The 20621-nt window shown below is 54.1% G+C and carries 18 protein-coding genes and 1 tRNA gene; 6 read left to right on the forward strand and 13 right to left on the reverse strand.

Annotated features, from left to right (window positions below; genetic code table 11):
* The first annotated feature begins 98 nt into the window (after nt 1–98).
* Complete coding sequence (galK, locus tag QEH53_RS08730) at nt 99–1286, forward strand: galactokinase (RefSeq protein ID WP_309022788.1); 1188 nt, start codon at nt 99–101, stop codon at nt 1284–1286.
* Between the two features lie 46 nt (nt 1287–1332).
* Here galK and QEH53_RS08735 read toward each other — a convergent pair whose 3' ends face one another.
* Nucleotides 1333–1734 carry a hypothetical protein gene (locus tag QEH53_RS08735; RefSeq protein ID WP_309022789.1) on the reverse strand — a complete coding sequence of 134 codons (402 nt, stop codon included), beginning with the start codon at nt 1732–1734 and terminating at the stop codon, nt 1333–1335.
* 203 nt (nt 1735–1937) lie between these two features.
* On the opposite strand from QEH53_RS08735, the gene QEH53_RS08740 reads away from it, so the two are divergent.
* Nucleotides 1938–3485, forward strand: coding sequence for an HDOD domain-containing protein (locus QEH53_RS08740; protein WP_309022790.1), 1548 nt, complete (start codon nt 1938–1940; stop codon nt 3483–3485).
* A 38-nt stretch (nt 3486–3523) separates the two neighbouring features.
* On the opposite strand, the gene QEH53_RS08745 is transcribed toward QEH53_RS08740, so the two are convergent.
* The 9 genes from QEH53_RS08745 to nrfH all read right to left on the reverse strand — a co-directional run bounded on the left by QEH53_RS08745 (nt 3524) and on the right by nrfH (nt 14503).
* Nucleotides 3524–3763: a hypothetical protein gene (locus QEH53_RS08745; protein ID WP_309022791.1), complete on the reverse strand. Its 240-nt coding sequence runs from the start codon at nt 3761–3763 to the stop codon at nt 3524–3526.
* 93 nt (nt 3764–3856) lie between these two features.
* Nucleotides 3857–4315: a bifunctional nuclease family protein gene (locus tag QEH53_RS08750; RefSeq protein ID WP_309022792.1), complete on the reverse strand. Its 459-nt coding sequence runs from the start codon at nt 4313–4315 to the stop codon at nt 3857–3859.
* Nucleotides 4316–4485: 170 nt separating this feature from the next.
* Nucleotides 4486–5850: a TolC family protein gene (locus QEH53_RS08755; RefSeq protein WP_309022793.1), complete on the reverse strand. Its 1365-nt coding sequence runs from the start codon at nt 5848–5850 to the stop codon at nt 4486–4488.
* A gap of 43 nt (nt 5851–5893) precedes the next feature.
* Nucleotides 5894–9034, reverse strand: coding sequence for an efflux RND transporter permease subunit (locus tag QEH53_RS08760; RefSeq protein ID WP_309022794.1), 3141 nt, complete (start codon nt 9032–9034; stop codon nt 5894–5896).
* Between the two features lie 14 nt (nt 9035–9048).
* Nucleotides 9049–10155: an efflux RND transporter periplasmic adaptor subunit gene (locus QEH53_RS08765; RefSeq protein ID WP_309022795.1), complete on the reverse strand. Its 1107-nt coding sequence runs from the start codon at nt 10153–10155 to the stop codon at nt 9049–9051.
* Between the two features lie 100 nt (nt 10156–10255).
* Complete coding sequence (gene ccsA / locus QEH53_RS08770; protein ID WP_309022796.1) at nt 10256–11041, reverse strand: cytochrome c biogenesis protein CcsA; 786 nt, start codon at nt 11039–11041, stop codon at nt 10256–10258.
* On the reverse strand, nt 11038–12318 hold the full coding sequence (locus tag QEH53_RS08775; RefSeq protein ID WP_309022797.1) for a cytochrome c biogenesis protein ResB: 1281 nt from the start codon (nt 12316–12318) through the stop codon (nt 11038–11040). The genes ccsA and QEH53_RS08775 overlap by 4 nt, the downstream gene beginning before the upstream one ends.
* Nucleotides 12319–12381: 63 nt before the next feature.
* On the reverse strand, nt 12382–13884 hold the full coding sequence (gene nrfA / locus QEH53_RS08780) for an ammonia-forming cytochrome c nitrite reductase (RefSeq protein WP_309022798.1): 1503 nt from the start codon (nt 13882–13884) through the stop codon (nt 12382–12384).
* Nucleotides 13868–14503 carry a cytochrome c nitrite reductase small subunit gene (nrfH, locus tag QEH53_RS08785; RefSeq protein WP_309022799.1) on the reverse strand — a complete coding sequence of 212 codons (636 nt, stop codon included), beginning with the start codon at nt 14501–14503 and terminating at the stop codon, nt 13868–13870. Before nrfH ends, nrfA begins: the two co-directional genes overlap by 17 nt.
* 201 nt (nt 14504–14704) lie before the next feature.
* Here nrfH and QEH53_RS08790 point away from each other — a divergent pair, with 201 nt between their 5' ends.
* Together QEH53_RS08790 and QEH53_RS08795 are read left to right on the forward strand one after the other, a co-directional pair.
* On the forward strand, nt 14705–15712 hold the full coding sequence (locus tag QEH53_RS08790; protein ID WP_309022800.1) for a helix-turn-helix domain-containing protein: 1008 nt from the start codon (nt 14705–14707) through the stop codon (nt 15710–15712).
* A 174-nt stretch (nt 15713–15886) separates the two neighbouring features.
* Nucleotides 15887–17446: a sulfatase gene (locus tag QEH53_RS08795; protein WP_309022801.1), complete on the forward strand. Its 1560-nt coding sequence runs from the start codon at nt 15887–15889 to the stop codon at nt 17444–17446.
* Here the strand turns inward: QEH53_RS08795 and QEH53_RS08800 are convergent.
* A complete protein-coding gene (locus QEH53_RS08800; RefSeq protein ID WP_309022802.1) occupies nt 17443–17940 on the reverse strand; it encodes an AAA family ATPase in 498 nt (165 codons plus the stop codon). The two genes, QEH53_RS08795 and QEH53_RS08800, sit on opposite strands and share 4 nt — an antisense overlap.
* Nucleotides 17941–18076: 136 nt before the next feature.
* A tRNA-Lys gene (locus tag QEH53_RS08805) sits at nt 18077–18152 on the reverse strand.
* A 367-nt stretch (nt 18153–18519) separates the two neighbouring features.
* Here QEH53_RS08805 and QEH53_RS08810 point away from each other — a divergent pair.
* Nucleotides 18520–19122: a sigma-70 family RNA polymerase sigma factor gene (locus QEH53_RS08810; RefSeq protein WP_309022803.1), complete on the forward strand. Its 603-nt coding sequence runs from the start codon at nt 18520–18522 to the stop codon at nt 19120–19122.
* Nucleotides 19119–19853, forward strand: a complete 735-nt coding sequence (locus QEH53_RS08815) for a hypothetical protein (protein ID WP_309022804.1) — start codon at nt 19119–19121, stop codon at nt 19851–19853. The genes QEH53_RS08810 and QEH53_RS08815 overlap by 4 nt, the downstream gene beginning before the upstream one ends.
* A gap of 140 nt (nt 19854–19993) precedes the next feature.
* On the opposite strand, the gene ruvA is transcribed toward QEH53_RS08815, so the two are convergent.
* A complete protein-coding gene (ruvA, locus tag QEH53_RS08820) occupies nt 19994–20614 on the reverse strand; it encodes a Holliday junction branch migration protein RuvA (RefSeq protein ID WP_309022805.1) in 621 nt (206 codons plus the stop codon).
* Between the last annotated feature and the right edge of the window lie 7 nt (nt 20615–20621).

Genomic DNA, 20621 nt, shown 5'->3' on the forward strand with positions numbered 1-20621 from the left:
GCTTGACCTGATTTCTACAAAGATTGACCGACGGAATCGTTGTTCAAGTTAAAAATAGTTGGTAGCATGCCGATCCGTACCTGATTGAATCTTTTAATATGAGCACCGAAACCCTCCCTTCTCAGAATCAAGCAATGCTAGAAGAAGTCGGAGACCTCTTTGCGGAATCCGGATTTGGACTCCCTGAGGTTTTCGGCGTGGCTCCAGGACGGGTCAACGTGATCGGCGAGCACATCGACTACAACGGAGGTCTCGTGCTTCCCGCCGCCATCGATCGCTGGGTGAACGTTGCGATACGCCGCCGCGATGATCATTTGGTGCGCTTGGTTTCCGCTCAGGCTCCGGGCGAGGTAGTGGAATTTTCTGTGAACGAAGACTTGGCGCCTGAAGGCAAGAGCTGGGGCAACTATGTCAAAGGTGTGATTACAGGCTTGAAGGCAGCTGGCTTTGAGGTGCCCGGATTCGAAGCCGCTGTGATTTCGACGGTACCTGTCGGAGGAGGCTTGAGCAGTAGCGCCGCTTTAGAGGCGGTGTTTGGGAAAGTCATCCTCACACTGATCGGAGCGGAGATGGACAGCTTGGAGTTGGCCAAGCTTTGCCAGAAGGCAGAGCATGATTTTGCGGGGGTGCCTTGCGGTTTGATGGATCAGGCAGCGGTCATTCTCTGCGAAGAAGGTAAGTTGCTGATGCTCGATTGCGTAGATGACAGCTTCCAGCATGCGCCCTTTGACGATCCTGACTGGGGACTTTTGATCATCAATTCCTGTGTTAGCCACGAGCTTTCGGATGGGGGATACGCGGTGCGGCGCGATGGTTGCCATGCGGCTGCTCGCATTTTAGGAGTAGGAACGTTGCGGGAGATCGAACCTGCGAATGTGGAGGAAGTCCTCGAGAATGCGAAGCTCACCGAAGACATGCGACGCTATGTCCGCCATGCGGTGACCGAGATCGCTCGGACGCAAGAGACGGTGGAAGCGCTTGGTCTTCGCGACTATTATCGGGCCGGTAAACTGCTCAACGCGAGCCACGTCTCTCTGCGCGATGACTACCGCGTCAGCTGTCCGGAGTTGGACTTCATTTCCGAACTAGCCCAATCGCAAGAGGGGGTTGCGGGTTGTCGTATGACAGGGGGCGGATTTGGTGGATCAGCGATTGCTTTGGTCCGTCGCGATTCTGTCGGTTCGCTCACGAGCTTGATCGAGCAACGTTATCGGGCTGAATTCGGAATCGATCCGAAGATCTTCGAGACCCGCCCCATGGGCGGTACCCGAGCTTGGAAAGCCTGAACGGCTTTCACGCTGTTTTGCCTCCAGCTCCAGTCGTTAGTTTAGCTCACAGTCTGCCGTAGATGCGTTTCACAGCGTCACGAGATAGTACTATAATTGTGAATACGCCAAGGATAGTTCCGAAAGGAAATATCGCGCAACTAAAACAAGCTACGACGAAGCTGAAGGTGTAGTTCTTTCTTTGTTTGAGATAGCGGCCAGACGCGATCACGCAACCGGCTGTCGCTTGGCCAAGCAGAAAGAAGATCAATCCCATCCCAAAGAAGAACCATCCAATAAATTCAGGCGGTACTTGCTCTGTATCCGGGAGGAAACTCTCTTCACCGAAAACCATGAACAAGCCAATGGCCATATAGAAGAGAGGCATGCAAGCGAAGACCACGGTGAGTGCTCCGACCGCGTAGTGAGCGACGGAGAGATTATTCAGCTGGGATTCGTTTTCGTCCATACAAGTTCTTATAGCGGCACCTTACGGTAAGGCGGACCGTATACGAGCCCAGAGGATTAGGCATTGGGGTGTAAATAAAAGTAGGTCTGATTTACCCTAGGCCTAATTGTGTCTCAGCTCTAAACTTAGTAGGTTATTTTGCCGATAGGTACTCAGATCCATGTCCACCGTTCATAGTAACGGCATCTTCAACTTCAATCTCTGTGGCAGCTCCCATACCAGATACCCTGAACCCACTTGCTCGGAAGACATTGCGCCGCCTCAACGAGGCTTTGGAAGGCGGAAAGACTGGGGCAATGCCGGAGATCGTGCAAACGGTGCGAAAGCTCTCCGGACAGATCGCAACGGTTTCGATCCAAGATTTGTCAGAGATAATTGAAAGAGATCCAAGCGTGACTGAAAAGGTTATCAGTGCGGCGAACACTTTTGGCTACAATCCCAACGGTATCGAAATCGGGACCATAACTGAAGCTATCCACACGGTAGGATTCGATCGCATCCGGAATCTAACGCTTACCGTCATGCTCGCGCAAAACGCGGGCAAAGGTATGGACAGCGATACGCAGCGCGAAATGGCGTCGCTATCTGTTTGCAGCGGATTGCTTGCTCAAAATCTTGTTTCCAGCTCAGAGCGGTTCAGTGCGGACCCGGATATCGCTTTTGTGAGCGGTTCGCTGAGAAATTACGGCAAGCTTCTGATGTCGACTTTCTTCGTAGACGAATACACCGAAGCTCGGGATCTCGCCCGCCAAGGAGGTGACGATAGCGCCTACTGCGATATTTTTGGCATGACGCCGCTGGACCTGGGTCACACGCTTTTGTTGAGCACGAACTTGCCCGACATCATAATGGAGTCGCTGCAGAGCGTCTCCAAAGAAAAGCTCGCCCGGTCCGCTCAAACTGATTCCGAGGAGATCCTTATTGCCGCTGAGTTTTGCGTAAAGGTTTGCGAGCTTTCTTTCGACGAGACCTTGAATCCGGAGGCCTTCAAGAAAGAGCTGAATGCTCTGGTCCAGATGTTTGGCGATAGCATTCCAATCGACGTTGATATGGTACTTGCGGGACTCGAGGAGGTGGACTCTAGCATGAGCCAACTCAACGAAGTGATCGGGATTAAGAACTCTCCCGCCAATCGCGCCTTGAGAGCTCGCATCGACGGTCGCTCTGTTCGCACTGTCGCTCAGTCCTCAAAGAAAGGCGTAGAAATTGGTATTGGAAAACCAAATACTGAACCAGAACGTGACTTGAACGAGATTCTAGAGGGTATGCTCGAGAGCGAGGAACCTCTGGACGACGAACAAGTCAAGACACTCTACGGAAGCCTAAACTTGGCGATCGCAGCGGAGCTGGAGCTTGATTGCTGCATGACCTTTTTAGAGGACCAAGAGAACAGTAGGAGCGTCAGGTTTTCTGCGCGTCACGGCAACGGCTTGCTCTATGATCGGATAAAAAACCGACCCCTTGTTTCTTCCGATAACAAAGATATTTTTTCCATCTGTCTCGGTCGTAGAGAGGACATCTTAATCCAAGATGCTAAAGCTGGGAAAATTTCAAAAGTAATCCCTGAATGGATACACGAGCGAGGCGATGTGAACTCGCTTATCATCCTTCCCGCCTCTCTTAGCAACAAGCTATTCGCTATTTTCGTGGGTGTTAAATTGGATGGCTCTGCCATTGAAATAGCGCCGGCGACCCATCAGCGCTTGAAACAGTTGCGGACACAGCTGGCGAAGATGCAGGCGCGACGGTAGGATCTCGCAACTTACTTCTAAGCCCAATTGCGAGCTGACTAAACGTCGTCAGGTTGAGCCTCGAAATCCTTTCGCCGCTCGTCCATCCACTTATTCATCTCTTCCGGATTCTGCATTAGCTGCATCATCTTGTTCATTGCTTCGAGGTGAGCTGGATCTTGTTTCTGGAACATGTCCATCCCGTGGGCTTTACTAAGCTCTGTAAGCTCCTCGAAAGTTTCGGCACGGAAGGTTTCGTCGCAGGCTCCGCCCAATTGATGGCAGGTCATCGTTTTCATAGGTGGTCCATCGGATAGGATTCCACATTGAAACACAACTGATCTTTTCTTTCTAACCTATGCTTTGATCAAAGCGATGCGTCGAGGTCGCTACTAGTCGTTCGACTCCTCGTTTTGCTGCTTGAGCACGCGCTCGAGGATGGAGGACATGTCTTCGGTGGAGTTGAAGACTTTTTCTGCCACGTATATCGGCACATTGTTTTGCAGTGAAAGTACGATAGAGTCGCTGGGCCGCGCGTCGAGCTCGATGATCTTGGTATCCACTTCATTGCTCATCTCGATGAAGATGCGGGCGAAGAAGGTGCTCTCCTCGACATCGTTGATCACGATGCGGGTGATCTTTGCCTCAAGACCGATCAGCATGGAGGAGATCAAGTCGTGGGTGAGGGGGCGCTCTTTTTTGACTCCGTTCAGAGCCATTGAGATGGCATTGCCCACGCTATGGTCTACGTAGATGACGAATACCTTGTCTTCATTGCCCAAGAACACGGCACAGCCGTTAACGGTGGGCATGACGCCTTTAACAGAGATTTGGATTACGCTGGTATTCATGTGGGGAATGGCAGCAAGAGTCGTGGTGCCTGTTGAGTCTACTCTAAACAGGGATCGTCCCAAATGGGCAAACATTTAGCGAAGGTTTTGAATTCTCGCTGAGGTTCTTTGCTCTTTTACCCCCGATCAAGAAGAGTTGCAGCAGACTGCGTGTCTGCCTCCCCTCCAGACTACTCGGCACTGGGCCAGGACTCGCGGGAGATTGACTCCCGGCCGAGGGCGCGGCGGTACTGGGCCACCGCTACGAGGTGCTGATAATTTGCAGCTAGGGCGTTGGTACGGGCCTCGGTTAGGGCGACACGAGCTTCCAAAACGTCCAGCTGGCTGATGGAGCCTGTCTCGAAACGGCTATCCGCCATGCGTACGGCTTCCTCCGCCTGGGCAACAACCTTAACAGCGGCTTGGGCGAGCTGGTCCGCCTCTTGGAGCGCGGATATCGCTTGTCGGACTTCGACCTCGATTCCGAGGCGGTAGGATTGTTGCTGGATGCGTGCTTGCTCGAGTTGGGAACGTGCTTGGATACGCTGCCCACGGGTCTTGCGTCCGTCCCAGATATTCCAGTTAGCCTCTACTCCGATGGTCCAGCCGTCTGGTCCGTCGTCGAAGCTGGAGGAGAAATTTGAGCGCTGCTTGCCGTATGTACCGACAAGATCGAGCGAAGGCCTGAGTCCGGATTTCGCAATCTCGAGTCCGGCCTCCCGAGCTTTTGCTATAGCCTCCAATTGTTTGAGTTCGGCGCGGCTTTCCAGCGCGAGATCTAGGCCTTCCTGCAAATCGTATTCGATTGGATTGTAGACAAGGGCATCGGTGAGTTCTGGGACGCGTTCGAGATTTTGGGAATCGCGACGGTAGTTTTGGTAGCCCATGCTCTGGCGCAGCTGCTCGATAGCCACTCGGTAGGCACCGCGTCGACGGATGAGGGCAGGCTGGGCATTCGCGAGCGCGACTTCGGCCCGCAGTACCTCGAAATCAGAGACATCTCCTGCGTCGCGGCGGAGCGTGGCGTTGTTGAGAGTTTCTTCGAGCAGCTCGATGTTTTGCTCTTCGACGCCGATTTGGTCACGGGCTAGAAGGGCTGCATAGTAGCGAGTACGCACGTCGAGCAAGGCGTCGAGCACGGTCGATTCGAGAGCGAGAAGACTAGACTCTCGCAAGAGATCTTGCACGTCCAAGGCAGCTCGGATGCTTCCGCCTTCATAAAGGGCTTGGCGGGCGGTGAGAGTGATACCCCAGGACTCGGTGGTTGCTGGGAAGAAGCTATCAGACTCGCTGAGTCCCTCGTCGAGCTGGCGATAGGAAGCGTTGAGGCCAACAGTTGGCAGGGCTCGAGACTTCACTTCGACAATGAGTCCCTCCTGCTCTTTGATGGCTTCGATGGCCTGCTTGATGGCGAAGTTGTTCTCTAGAGCGAACTCGAGGGTGGTTTGCAGCGTGAGTGTGGCTGGAACCTCGGGAGTTTTTTGAGCTTGCAAGGGAGCTAGCGTTGCCAAAAAGGCAGCGAGGCTAGCGGTTACGCGTTTGAGTTTTGGATACACGGGAGGAAAGAGTAAGTGGTGAACAGTGAAATGTGATCTGGAATTACGCTTGGGCGTTAGGATCTGGAATGGCATCTTCTTTTCCGTGGTGTTCTTTGGCAAGCAGTACGTAGAGCGAGGGAACGAAGAAGAGCGTGAAGAGCGTTCCGATTGCCATCCCGCAGACGAGAACGAGTCCTATCGAATTACGAGCGGCTGCACCGGCACCCGTCACGAAGATAAGCATCATGTGACCGAACACGGTCGCTGCGGTGGTCATGAGGATCGGGCGTAGGCGGACAGCCGATGCTTCCGATACGGCTTGGAGCTTGTTGCGGCCTTGGCGTTGCAAGGAGTTCGCGAATTCCACGATGAGGATGGAGTTTTTGGATACCAAACCTAGCAGGGTGATGACGCCAACTTGGGAGTAGATGTTCCAAGAGGTGGTCCAACCCCAGCTCCAGTGGGGAGTCCAGGGGTCACCCGGAGCTCGCAGAGCGGTGAATAGCAAGGCTCCGAACATGCCCAGCGGCACGGATCCCAGCAGGATGATGAGCGGGTCGCGGAAGGAATTGAATTGGGCCGCCAGGACCAGGAATATGAGCACCAATGCCAGTCCGAGCGAGGGTAGGAAGTTTGTACCTTCCTTACGCAGCTGACGTGATTCACCGCCGTAGTCGACGTTGTAGTCGAGCGGTAGTATCTGGCGGGCCTCGTTTTCCAAGAAGCTTAGCACGGCGTCGAGAGGCGCGGCTGGCACGCCAGTGATCTTGACGGCATTGAGCTGGTTGAAGCGCTTGAGGTTGCGGGGCTCGACGGAGTCGACGATGGTCGCGAAGCTGGAGAGCGGGACGAGCTGGCCGTTTGCCCCGCGAACCTGAATGTCGTTGAGGTCGTCGGTGGTCAGTCGGCTGGCGCGTTCGACTTGGGAGATGACCTTATAGGAGCGTCCGTCCATCGGGTAACGGTTGATGTAGTTGCCTCCGATATTGGCTGCGACGTCGCGCCCTACCGTGGCCATGTCGAGCCCGAGGGCGGTAACTTTGTCGCGGTCGAAAACGATGCGTGACTGTGGCTCGTCGATCTTGACGTCTAGCTCGGGAGGGAAGGCGAAGAGACCACTCTTGGCAGCCTTTCCGGCGATTTCTTGGGCGAGGGCTGCGATTTGTTTGGTGTCAGCTGTGGAAGCGATCACCATTTCAACCGGAAAGTTTCCGGCACCTGGGAGGGCGGCTGGTAGAACCGGAAAAATGGTAATGCCGGGAATGGAGCTCAGCTTTGGCATAAGTTCCTGACGTATCTGGAAGATATCTCGTTCACGCTCGTCCCAAGGCTTGGCAATCATACCGCCGAATCCGCCGGTCGGGAAGGTGATCTGGAAAGAGTAGTCGTACTCGGGAACCGATTCGAAAGCTTCCTGGGCTTGTTCGGTGTAGTGCGAGGTGTTTTCGATGGACGAGTTCGAGGCGGTGCTAACCACGCCGAAGACGATACCTTGGTCTTCGGTGGGAGCTAGCTGGGTATTCATCGAGGAGAGGATGAAGAGTGGGAAAATGGCCAGAGTCACCAAGGTCCAACCTGTGTAGATAGCAGGGCGTGTGCGTAATGTGGCTTCTACAAGTTTTTGGTACTTTTCTTTCAGGCCATCGAAGAAACGATTGATGAAACCGGTGAGGCCTTTGTCCTCGGCTTTCGGATTTAGGACCTTAGAAGCCAACATCGGCGAAAGGGTGAGGGCCACGAAGGCGGAGATCACGATGGCGCCGGCAAGCGTGACGGTGAATTCTCGGAAAAGAGAACCAGTCAATCCACCTTGGAAAGCGATCGGGGCGTAAACGGCCGCCAGGGTCAGTGTGGTGGCGATGATGGGGCCTATGAGCTCCCGAGCTCCGATGAGGGCCGCATCGAACGGGGATCTCCCTTCACGGAGGTGACGTTCCACATTTTCCACGATCACGATGGCATCGTCCACAACCAGCCCCACTGAAAGCACGATGGCCAACAAGGTGATGAGGTTAATCGAAAAGCCGAAAAGTTGCATCAAGAACACGGCCCCGATCAGGGAAACTGGGATGGCGATCAGCGGCACCAGAACCGAACGGATGGAGCCGAGGAAGAGGAAGATGACGAGGACGACCACGAGGAGAGTTTCAGCTAGCGTGGTGACGACTTCGTTGAGGGCGTTGTCAATGTACTTGGTGGCGTCGTATGCGATTTCGCCTTGGAAGCCGCTTGGAAAGCGCTCGCGGAGGTTAGCCATCTCGGCACGGATGCGGGCGATAACGTCGAGGGAGTTGGCAGAGGGGAGGGACCAAATGCCCATAAAAACTGCTTCCTCGCCGTCGAAGCGGACGTTAGTGTCGTAGGTCTCGGCGCCGAGTTCGACCTCAGCTACGTCCTCGAGTCTTACGATAGTGGCACCCTCTTGGCGGATCGCAAGCTGGCGGAAGCCTTCGGCGGATTCCAAGGCGGTATTGGTAGATAGCTTGACCTGGATTTGGTTGCCCTTGGTTTGGCCGATGGCTGCCAAGGTGTTATTGGCGGACAAAGAGGCACGGACTTCCGACGCGGAAATGTTGAAGGCGGCCAGTTTAGCGGGGTCGAGCCAGATGCGCATGGCAAAGGTGCGGGCGCCTAGGATATCGGCCCGTTGCACGCCTTCTACGGCAGTGAGGGCTGGCTGGACGACGCGTACGAGGTAGTCGGTGACTTCGTTTCGATCTAGCGAATCGGAGCGGAAACTCAGGTACATGGAGGCCCGTTCGCTATCGGCAGTCTCGATATTGATGACCGGGACTTCTGCCTCAGGTGGCAGATCGGCTCGGGCCTGGTCGACTTTCGAAGATATCTCCGCGAGCGCTTTGGTGGCGTCGGCATTGAGTTTGAGGCGAGCCGAGATGGTGGAGAAGCTTTGTTGGCTGGTGGACTCCAAGTAGTCGATGGAGTCGGCCGCTGCGATGGCGCGTTCCAGCGGCGCTGTAATAAATCCGCGTACCAGTTCTGCGTCGGCCCCAATGTAGGGGGTGCTGATGGTAACGACCGCGTTCTCGCTTTTCGGGTACTGGCGGACGGTGAATCCCTCGCCCCCTTGAGTCGCGGTATAGATGGCTTGTCCGCCAGCGATGATGATGACCAGGTTGACGACAATCGCCAAGACGGGCCGGCGGACGAATAGATCCGTGAAGGCTTTTTTATGATAGCTCATGGGAGCGAGTCCGGCTAGGCGTTGTCAGGCTTTGGATTGAGGGAAGGCTCGATAGCCTTGGAGTTGTCGACGACAACGGCGCGACCGTTTGAGAGTTTGAACACGCCCGCGGTGGCGACTTCTTCGCCCGGTTCCAGCCCTTCGATTACGGATACGTAATCGCCCTTGGATTTGCCTAGTTTGACGAAGCGCTGCTCGACCGTTTTGCTGGAGCCGTCCTCGCTAGCCTTGATAACGAAAATTGAGTTTCCGTAGGCTTGATAGTAGATGGCAGTGGCAGGAATGGCAACGATCTCCAGCGGCTCGGGCTGGACGACCTCCACGCTGCCGAACATGCCGGGCCTTAGCTTGTGATCCGGGTTAGGAAGGATCGCTCTGACACGGAAGGTTCGGGTGACGGTGTCGAGCTCGGGATTTGTCGCTTCGACTGTGCCACGGAATGTGGTGTCCGGGTAGGAGTCGATAGAGACTTCTACTGGATAGTCCTTGGCGGCGGACTGAAGCTGCTTTTGTGGAAGGTTGAAGTCTATGTAGATGGGGTCGAGCTGCTGCAGTGAAGCGATAGCGATGCCCGGGCTGAGATATTCGCCGATATCCACCAATCGAATACCGAGGGTGCCCGAAAAAGGGGCATGGATGCGCTTCTTGTCTAGGACAGCCTTGATTTGCTCTAGTTGAGCGTTGGCTTGGGACGCAGTGGCTTCGGACTGGTCCAACTCAGATTGGGATATGGTTCGCGAGTTGAGCAGTTCGCTGGAACGCTTGAGGTTGACATTGGCCAAACTGGCGGAGGCTTCAGCGGATCGCAGCTGAGCCTGTTCCGTAGAGTCGTCGAGGGTCAGGAGCAGGTCACCTGCGTTCACCTCTTGCCCCGACTCGAAGTGGATTTCGGCGACTGATCCGGCGACTTCGGCCGAGACCATTACGCCCTTAGAGGCCCGGAACGAACCGGTCGCTCGGACGGTCTGCTCCCAAGTTTGCTCGCTTGCGATCGCGGTGGTGATGACCGCCGGAGGAAACGCCATAGGTGGCGCTGCTTCAAATTGCTTGGCCTTGACCAAGAATATCGCTGCGAAGATCAGCCCGAGAAGGCCGAGTATAGTGAGGAATGCTTTTATCACGGAATGCGAGAGGTGAGTTTGATATCTTTGGTATCGCTACGAAAAACTACGCCGAGTGCTTGCGTGACTCCTGCACTAATTCTTTTCTGCGGCCAGAATATTAACGAGTGTACGTGTGAACACTTTGCTCCGCGATGGGCATGAGATTGAGACCAAACCAGCAGAGCAGGAGCACTATCCAAGCGGCTCCGAGGAAGAGAAAAGCTTCTTTGGCTTGGTTTGGATGCTGCAAACGAAAATGTAGGTACCCAAGGTAGCCTAGCCATGTTAGGAGAGCCCAAGTTTCCTTCGGGTCCCACGCCCAATAGTGTCCCCAAGCTCCCTTAGCCCAGACGGCGCCGATGCAGAGTCCAAGAGTAAGGAATGCGAAGCCGATTTGTACGGAGCGGTCGGCAAACTCCAGGGCTTGCTCGCACCTATCGCTGCCAGCCGGCGCTCGCCAGCCGCGGATACTGGCGGCGAAGGCAGCTGATAGAAAGGCGTAGGCCAGCAGGTAGGCCAAGACGTGTGGCACGAATAGTATGCTTCGCAAAGCGGGCATGAGCGTGCGGTCCCACGATTCTGGATGGGCGAGATTGATGCCTAGAAAGAGACCTGCCAAGGGAATGGCGTAGTAGATTGGCCATGTCATTTTCCAGCGGATACAGACGACGCCGGCTGCGATAGGGAGAAGGAAAGCGTACCAAAGGCGGGTTTCTCCGAGGGTTCGGAGGGGAGGACGGTCGAGGGAAATCCAAATGGTGGCAAGAATGCCGCCAAGAGTTAGGGTACCAATCGCGAGGAGGGCTGTGCCGAGAAGGCGTTTACGGGGAAGTGTAGCAAGGCCGAGAGCCCAAGCTGCGAGAGCAAAGCCGGCGGTGAAGGGAAACGTTTGGATGAGGTTCACTTCTTTGACCCTCCGTGTTCACCTCGTTTAGCGATCACTCGATCGAGCAGGTGCAAGATCGCTCCGAATGCGAGGAGTGCAATGCCGGTATATACGATGGGTATCCAAGGATCTCTTACAGCTTCCAACACCGACCATCGGGAGGCTTTGCCAGCTGTTTCGTCGTATGAAAGTTGGTTCAGTTCCCAACCGTCGATTTTTATTGGCTTGTTGACTTCGACGGTGACGGAGTAGGGCTCATCGCCACTTTTTAGGATGGTGATCTCGGATGCGAAACGTTTGGGACGGGGCAGGGCCATGGCGAAGCGGAAGTCGCTGCCTTCGGCTAGAATTGTTTGAGTGGGGACTTGGTCGTTTCCGCAGGTCGTCCATCCTTCGAGTGTCTTGCCAGATGCTAGGTGAGTGGCTCTCAGTTTTACAGCTGGGGGTGCGTAAGGAGAATCGGAAGCTTGGTAGCCGTCGCCCTGTGGCAGGGCTCCGGGAAAGCTTCGCAAGACTTCGACCTCCCAGCCGCGGATCGAGGAAGTGTTTCCAGTTTCGAGGTCGATGAGGGGTTCGCCTTTTTGCCAGATGATTACCTTTTCCTCGATATCGACGAGAGTGAGTTGTGTCGTGAAAAATTCGATACTGAAGTCAGAGAGCAGGACACCGAATGGCAGGTATCGTGTTTCGGAACCGTCACCACGACTGACTTGTGCAGTGGCGTTGCCCTCGGAGACTATGAGCTCCCAGCGTTCGAGATCGCTGGATGAAAGTAGGCCGGCAGCGATGAGCAGCCACATGCCTCCATGGCTGACGTAGAATTTGAGGCGAGCCTTCTTGAGTTTCGTGAGTCGTCCCGCGGTAGCGAGGCCGAGGTTTAGCAGGAAGAGGATAAGGGCTGCGTTAAATGGAATCGACGTTATCGGGTGCGAGAGTCCTAGCAGACGCACGATTTCGGGCAGTTGCGAGCCATCGCTGGCAGGTAGTATCCCGGCGACAAGCACCCAAAGGAAGAAATGGGCGATGACACAGAGTGCGAATGGCAGGCCACCTAGGAGTCGGGTAGGCGCGAAGCGTTGGCCTTTGAGTCCGATGAAAAAAAGCCAGGCTGAAACGAGCACGAGAAGAATGGCGTTGGTAGGCCAGGGTGGAGCTACGAGCGGAGCTCCGTCTTGGTAGATCGATAAACCGCAAGCGAAAAGACTCGTAGACACGCAGATCGCGGCAGCGATTAAGTAGTCGGAGCGTACTGGGTGCGTTTTTTCTTGTAGTTGCTTTTTAACCACGGAACTCACTGGCTTAAGAAAAAGGGCTGCGCGCGTCGATTGCGAGCAGCCCTTTAGGATTCTTGAACCGTGTTAGTAGATGCTCTTTTTGTCGGAAACGTTGTCGGGAAGACCCATGGCTTCTTGGCGTTCGGCGGCTTTTTGATCCCATTCGGGAAATAGCTCTTCGCGATGTTTTGCCTTGGTGGCTTTGAGCTCGTCGGGGTCGAGGCCGATGTAGCGTTGAGCTTTGTCCTTGGTGGAGATGTCGGGCATTTCGATCTCATCGGTGATGCCGTGTTTCCAGAGGACGCGAGCGATCTCGTGTCGAGCGGCGCCTGCTTTTTCTATGGCTGTGCCGAGGACTTGCAGGGCGGTGTTTGGTGCGTGGAAGCCGGCTCCGTTTGCAGCGGCGACCCAGTCCCACCGCCATTGGGCGTGTCGTATGTGGGTGAGGGAAGCTTTCATCTCTTCCTCCGTGGCGCCAGCGTCCCAAGCGGCTTTCGCTTCGATGTGCGCCTTTGCCAGCATTCCTTCGACGATACCGCGGAGTTCCATAACCTTGTTTTGGCGAGAGTAGACGTCGGTCATGAGCGTGGCTTCGGACTCACGGTGACAAACTTGGCAGGAGTTGGCGATGTTGTTGAGGGGGCTTTGCACGTGGTGGTCGGTGAATTTGGCACCTCCTTCATTCTTGTAAGGCATATGGCAGTCGGAGCAGGAGACGCCGCGTTGGCCGTGCACGCCTGTCATGTAGAGCTCATAGTCTGGGTGTTGGGCCTTGAGCATGGGGGCTCGGGAGAGTTTGTGGGTCCAATCCTTGAAATCGAGCTCGTCGTAGTAAGCCTCCATGGCTTCGGCGGAAAAGCCTTTTTCCCAAGGGAACTTGAGGTACTTGGCTGGCTCCTTTTCGAAGTAGTATTCGACGTGGCATTGGGCGCAGACGAGCGAACGCATTTCCTGATGGGTCGCCTCGTTGATGTCGTCTCCGCGGGCCTTGAACGCTTCCGCCAGCGCAGGGCGGGAAATGCGAAGGTTCATGTTCTTCGGATCATGGCAGTCTTGGCAGCCGATGGCGTTGACGATTTGGTCGCCGCGATCGAACCAAGTTGCGTCGTAGTATTCAGCGACGCCGAGTTCGTTCATGACGCGAGGAACGTCAGGACTTTTGCAGGTCCAGCAGGTGGCTGGCATGCCAGCGTTGGTGCGGTAGGTTTCGCGGATGTCTTCGACAGCGTAAGCATGGCCCCGGCCTTGCTCGTAGGCCTTGGAGAATCCGTATCCAGCCCACAATACGACAAGATTCGGATATTCTTCTAAATAGTCGGTTTTGGCCGAGCCTCCGTGAGCTGACTTGAAGTCGGTCTCGAGTGTCTTTTTCCAAGTCTCGTATTCCCTTGGGAAGTTAGCTCCCCAAACTTCGTTTCGTGGTTCCCACTCGCCGATCGGATTGGTCATCTTGGCTTGCTTGGCTTCGCCGCGTCGTTCCATGACGGTGGTGATGAGGAAGCCGACAATGGCGACACCTACAAGGGTCGAGAGGAAGAGAATCCAGCCCATGCTGGAATTGCCGGTTTTCTTATTTTGCTGGTTCATTTTCGGAAGGGGATTGGTCGGAAAGTTGTCCGTGCAGCCAGTCTGGCATCACGGAATCGAGATCAGGCGTACGCGCCCACTCTGCGGATGAAAGGCTATTGACTTTGCCGTGCGGGGTTTCGCGGTGGCAATCCCAGCAGAGTTTTCCTTGCCCGGTTTCTGCCTGGGCGAGCGAGATCGCGAGGTGAGTGCCTTCGTCGAGCAGGTGCTCGTGGCATCGGATGCAGTTTTGCTGGATTACGCCCATGCCTGGCTCATGAACCTTGATGACCTGTGGTTCCAGATGGAAGGTGAACATGAAGGCATGTCGCGCGCCGTCCTTGGCTTTGAAGTAGTACTTGTTGAGAACGTTGTCGTGAGGGACGTGGCAGTCGTTACATGTGGCGACGCGGGCATGGCTGCCTCGCTCCCAAGTCGCGAACTGGGGCGTCATGATGTGGCAGTTGACACAGGCTTTGGGGTCGTCGGAGAGGTAGGAGGTCGCGTTCGAAACTCGCAACAGAACGATGTTCAGTCCGAAGAGAGCTCCGCAAGCGAGGATGACTGGCAACCGCCAACGTGGGGGGCAAAGCCTTGAGAGGGAAAATTTGGAGGAGTGACGTTGAGGAGCTGGTTGCATGACTCGTATCAAAGTCGAGTTTGCTAAGTTAGGAGGAGATTTAGGTTCGCTGACCTTGTTATCAAGAAAAAAAGACCATTTACTCTTCAAATGAATGGCCTCCATAAGTCGAGCTACAGCCAGCATTGCATAAAGCGTGTTGATAGGTATCTATGGATTCCGATTTAACGGCTCGTTACCCCAATTCCGCTTCGAACGCACATGAGCGACCCCAAGCCTTCAACTGCAGCAAAAACCAGAAGCCAAATTGGCAGTCCTCTGTCGAAAGCTAACCGTATCGAGATTATCGAGACCTTAAGTCGTTGTGTTCGGGAATCGGAATACAACCAGTTAAAGTTGAAGGTTCCCAGCGCCGAGGGGCGCCTGCAGAAACGTGCGGGAATGCACTACCACTTTAAGCCGGAGGTATTCGTGCAGATTTGTGGTTGGACGGAGTTCAAAGTACCGAGCGAAACGGTAACCGTGCGTCCGGGAGAGGCTTGCATCATGCCGGCAGGGGTTCCTCATCACGAAAGGATTTCTTCTGAAAAAGGGGCGTTCAGGAATTTGGTTGTGGGCTTCTACAGTAACGCAATCAGCGTGCACTTGGCGTTCGAGGTCGAGCGGGGTAAGCCGGAGATCGACGTGATAGAGTTCTACGATGCTCCGAATCTGGACGTGTTTCTAAGTCTGACCAACGGTCTCGTCGAGAATAGCTTCAAGAGCGGATCCACTCGAGATCACGTGGTGAAGGGGCTTAGCATTGCGCTGTTCGCGATGTTAAAGGGCCTAGTTGAGAGCGGGAACGAGGGAATTAACCAGGACATCGGTAAGGTCTTCCAAGCGAAGTGGCTGATCCGTGAGCAGCTTTCAAACACGGAGCTCAACGTGAAGATGCTGGCGGAGCGGCTGCAGTGCTCGCCCGATTACTTGTCCCATCTTTTCAATACCCAGACGGAAGAGAAGCTGACCCACTACATCCAACGGATTCGGATTGAAGGAGCGGCTTTGGCCCTGCAGACCACACCTCTTTATGTATCCGAAATCGCGTGGTCGAGCGGCTTTTCGGATCCGGCGTACTTCGCCAGGGTTTTCAAGAAATTCCTAGGAATTTCGCCGCAAGAATACCGGGCTCAGAGCGAAGAGCGTCATCGTAAGGAGGAGTCGCGGCCGAAGACGATTTACTACGATCGCGTAGATTATTCGGCGGGCGAGTCGCACCGGTCATGAGGAACGTCGATAATTGAAATTGTTACCGTTGTTTAAAAAATTGGATACGAGCAAGTACGGTTTCTCTCGAATGAATGTTTGGGGCGAGGGTCTTCTGAAAGAGTCAGCTTCCCTTTGCCCCTCCGTTTGTTGAAGTGTAGCTTCGAAGTGTTCCATTTGCCCCATTGTTTAGTCATGAAAGTTTACCTCTGCATCCTAAGCTTCCTATCTGTTTGTTCGTCGCTAGCTTATACGTCTGTATCGCCGGTTCCGGCTGACGTATTACCGGCACACATGGACGGAGCAGGTAAGCGGAATGTGGTATTTATCTTGTCTGACGATCACCGCTACGACGCGATGAGTTTTATGGGGCATCCTTTCGCGGAGACCCCGCATCTCGACAGTTTAGCGGCGAATGGAGTGCATTTGAAGAATGCTTTCGTCACGACCTCGCTTTGCTCTCCAAGCCGGGCTTCTATTTTGACGGGGCTATACACCTTTCGACACCAAGTGATCGACAACCAGCGGCTGGTGCCGGAGGGTACGCTCTTTTTTCCTCAGTATTTGCAGAAGGCAGGTTTCAAGACTGGTTTCGTAGGAAAATGGCACATGGGCGCGCACAACGACGATCCGCGTCCTGGCTTCGACTTCTGGGTTAGCTTCAGAGGGCAGGGTCATTATTATCCGCCGAACGAGAACTACACGCTCAACAAGAACGGTCAGCGTGTTCCTCAGGATGGGTACATCACCACATTTCTTACGGAACAAGCTCTAGAGTTTCTAGATCAGCAAAAGGACCAAGAAGAGCCGTTCTTCCTCTATTTATCGCACAAGGCAGTTCATTCGAATTTCACTCCAGAGCCCAAGTACGAAGGCTCATTTGGCGACAAGCCTTTTGAGAAACCGGCTAGCGAAAGAAAATTAACTGAGAATTCTCTTAATCGTCCGCGTTGGTTGCTCGACCAGAGGAATAGCTGGCATGGGGTGGACTTTCCTTACCACAGCGATGCCGACATCGACTACCTCTATCGACGTTATTGCGAGGCTCTGAGTTCGGTTGACGATAGTGTCGGCGCCGTGCTCGATAAGCTCAAGGAGATGGGGATCTACGATCAAACTCTGGTGATCTATATGGGCGACAACGGTTTCATGTTCGGTGAGCATGGCCTGATAGACAAGCGGGTTGCGTACGAAACCTCGATTCGTGTACCCATGCTCATGCAGTGCCCAGAACTCTTTGAGGCGGGGTCAGAGGTCGAAGAAGTAGTAGCTAATATCGACATCGCCCCCACGGTTATGGAAGCGATGGGGTTGAAAAAGCCGCGACATATGGATGGGGAGAGCTTCATACCCTTAGCTGAGGGAAGAGAGATTCCTTGGCGTGACTATTTTCTCTATGTCTACTATTGGGAAAAGAACTTCCCGCAAACGCCTACTCAGTTTTCCCTTCGCGGCGACCGTTTCAAATATACCACTTACTATGGACTGTGGGACACGGATGAATTCTTTGACATCCGAGCGGACCCAACCGAACAGCATAACCTTATTTATGATCCTAATTACGAAGAGCAAATCCTCGAAATGGAGAATCGGCTTTACGCTATGATGGAAGATATGGGTGGGGATTTCGTACCGCTGCGAAAGCCAAGTGCGCATCGCAGGAACAAGCGTCTCGGACAGATTGGTGGTGATCAAGCTTCCGACTTTCCAGGGGCATTGGTCCTAGATAAGCCGGAAAGAAGCAGTGCTGACTAGCCGCAGGTAAACGACTGCGCCTCTTCGTTAGACTTGAGTTCGTGCTTTTTTCCACAGAATGAGGCGAACAATTCCTGATGGGCTGCGAGAGAGAACTCGTCACCACGGGTAGGGTACTGCGCGACCCAATCCAGTAGCATCGCCAAGTTCTTATCCTGATCTTCCTTGCTGGCGTATTTGTGGGGCTCCCAAGGGCGAGAGCGGCAGTTATTTTGGCAGGACTCCGTTCCCGGATTGAGGAAGATAATCTCTCGGGCGTGCTCGATCGCCGCTTCGATCAACGAAGCGTAGCAGCCTTCGATCACCCATTGTTCGTTTCGCGAAATGAAATTTACGATTTGAGCTGTACTCAGCTCGATATCTTGACGGACCCCAGGTTCTTTCCAGGCTAGGGTATCCAGATCGAGATGCTCGACTCTCTCTGAGGAAGCAAGGCGATGGGCTAGGGTTGATTTCCCTGAGCCTGAATTTCCGAATATGATAGTTCTTATCATCAATGGCGTGGGCGCGGGCGAGGGTGCCGTATTCAACATTTGCGAGACGATGGGATGGAAACACGATTAGGGGTGAGCGTTGCCAGTGCCCTCCCGCAGAAAAGCCCTTGCAACCGTTTGGCTAGCAAGGGCTTTTTGGTAGGCCGACTGGGACTCGAACCCAGAACCAATTGCTTAAAAGGCAACTGCTCTACCGATTGAGCTATCGACCCATCAGCGCCCAGAGGGCGTTCGGAAGTTGGGGAATACAGGATGTGCATAAAGGGATGGCAAGTCCAAATTTACAACTTTCAGGAGTTGCTGTTAATCGCAATCTCGACTATGGTTTCGCTCTTAATTTGAGCAACCGAGCACGCTGTTCGCACGTATAAGCCTCAAAGAAGCCTGCCGTAACTTCTTCTCTAGAAGCGGCAAGTGATTGGATCAAAATTTAAAAACGTGGGATGTTTCCTCCGAACCGCTGAGGGGCGGTGATCTGGAATGATAAGTTCCTGAAAAGGAGGATCTTGAAAAAACTTGGAAGAAAGGGAAAAAATGGGAACAATTGCTGATAAACAACGTCCCAAAGCGACAACTGCTATGTCAACTAAAGCTCAAGAAGTCGCCTTAGACAAAGCGCTGGTAGCGCGATTCAAGGCCGGAGATGAATCGGCCTTTGAAGAAATGGTTTCTCGATACTGGGATCGCATTTATGCGATGGTGCACAAGCTTTTGCGTAATACCCAAGACGCGGAAGAAGTTACTCAAGACGCATTTATCCGAGCCCATAGGGGGTTGGAGAACTTCCGCGGTGATTCTAGCTTCTCGACCTGGCTTTACCAGATCGCCACTAACCTTGCCCGCAATCGCTACTGGTATTGGTGGCGTCGCAAGCGTGACAAGTCGATTTCGTTTGATCAGCCGATCGCCTCCGAGTCGACCACCACTTTGGCGGAGGTCTTCCCCGCCGATGTAGAATCTCCAGAGGATATCGCTATCACTAACGAGTTTAAAGATCGCGTCGCTGCTGCGATGCAGCTCTTGAACGAGAAGCACCGCGAAGCCTTGGTCATGCGGAATGTGAAGAATCTCACCTACGAAGAAATCGCTGATGAGTTGCAAATCAGTATTGGAACCGTCAAAAGCAGAATCGCCCGCGCTCGCGAAAGTCTCCGCGAAAAAATGGGACACGAACTTTTATGAACAAGCAGGAATTCGTCGAACGCTTGAACCTACACCTAGACGAGGAGTTGTCTCCCGAGGAATCGGAGGAGCTCCTAGCGGAAATTCGCGTGAATCCCGATTACCATCGGATCTACGTCCAGTACTGTCAGCTCTTTAACGCTTGCTCGCAGCTGGGTGACAAGTTTTCCGCCCCGAAGGCGGTCGGGCAGTGGCGTCAAAAAGTTTACGCCTATGGTGGGATGGCGGCAGCGGTCGCTCTGTTGCTACTTGCGGCACGAAATCTATCGCCCTTGCTCAACGGTCTCGATGGCGAACTAGCAATGGCGACACCCGCTGCACAGAGCGTCAACGCCGATTTCTCGGAGCCGCTTCGTGTGATGGATGTCAACGAACTCAACGGCCGCACCGTTTTACTCGGTGATAGGCTCGTTCCTGTCTCTTTCGACTTGGACGGTGCATTCGGCCGGAGTGGTGAACCTCACAATTTCGGAAGCGAGTCTGACGTCAAATTTGCGAGTTTCACCGTAGTCCAGGACAAGCAAATAGAAGACGTTTGGAAGAAACGCTCTTTCACTTTCGGCGATGCGGTGGAGACATCGACTTTTGCACACGAGGAAGTGAGTTTACAGGATGCCGTCGAGGCGACTTTTACGGTTCAATCCGTCGGATCTGCATTCGATTCAGAGGGTGAAAACGTCCGTTATGAGCTAGGCAGAGCAGCTGCGACCAACGTGGCCGCCAAGCCATAGGCAGAACTTTAGACAGCAGCTATCCACTGTTGCCGATAAGACGCAGGCTGAGACGCCTGCGTTTTTTATTTTTTCTCGAAGCCGCGGGAATTGTTGAGCTGCTGAAGCTACGCGTCGGGCAAAACGCTATTCGGTCCCATTTATCCGAGAGCTGCTTTGATGAGAGCTTCAGTCGAGGCGTTGGGTCCGAGAGCATCGACAGCTTTGCCGACGGCTTTGGAGGCGTCGCTCTGCTTGTAGCCGAGTGCGAGTAGAGCGAGAATAGCATCATCGGTATGGTTGGAACCATAGTTCGCCGCTGTGCCAGCGTCGGTTGCCAAACCTTGAAGCTGATTCGTGCTCGATGCGCGAGCAAAGGTGCCAATCTTGTCCTTGAGCTCGATAATGACTCGCTCCGCAGTTTTCTTACCGATGCCGGGAGTCTTGGCCAGTAACACCGAATCCTCATTGCCGATCGCAGATATGAGCGAAGGAAGATCCAGTTTGCTCATCATGCTGATGCCGACCTTTGGGCCGACACCAGAAACCTTTTCGATAAGGAGCTGGAAGAAATTGCGTTCTTCCTCCTGAGCGAACCCGTAAAGTGACTGGGAGTCTTCGCGATAGACTGCGTGAGTGTGCAGCTTAACCTTTTCGCCATTCGCTGGGAGCTTGGCGGCTGTGGACACTGGTATGTTCACCAAGTAGCCGAGCCCGCCAGCATTAATAATAGCGGTAAGGGGCGTGGCCCGCTCCAGTATTCCCTCGATGGATACGATCATCGGCGTA

This window comes from Pelagicoccus sp. SDUM812002 (assembly GCF_031127835.1).
In the GTDB taxonomy this organism is placed as follows: Bacteria; Verrucomicrobiota; Verrucomicrobiia; order Opitutales; family Opitutaceae; genus Pelagicoccus.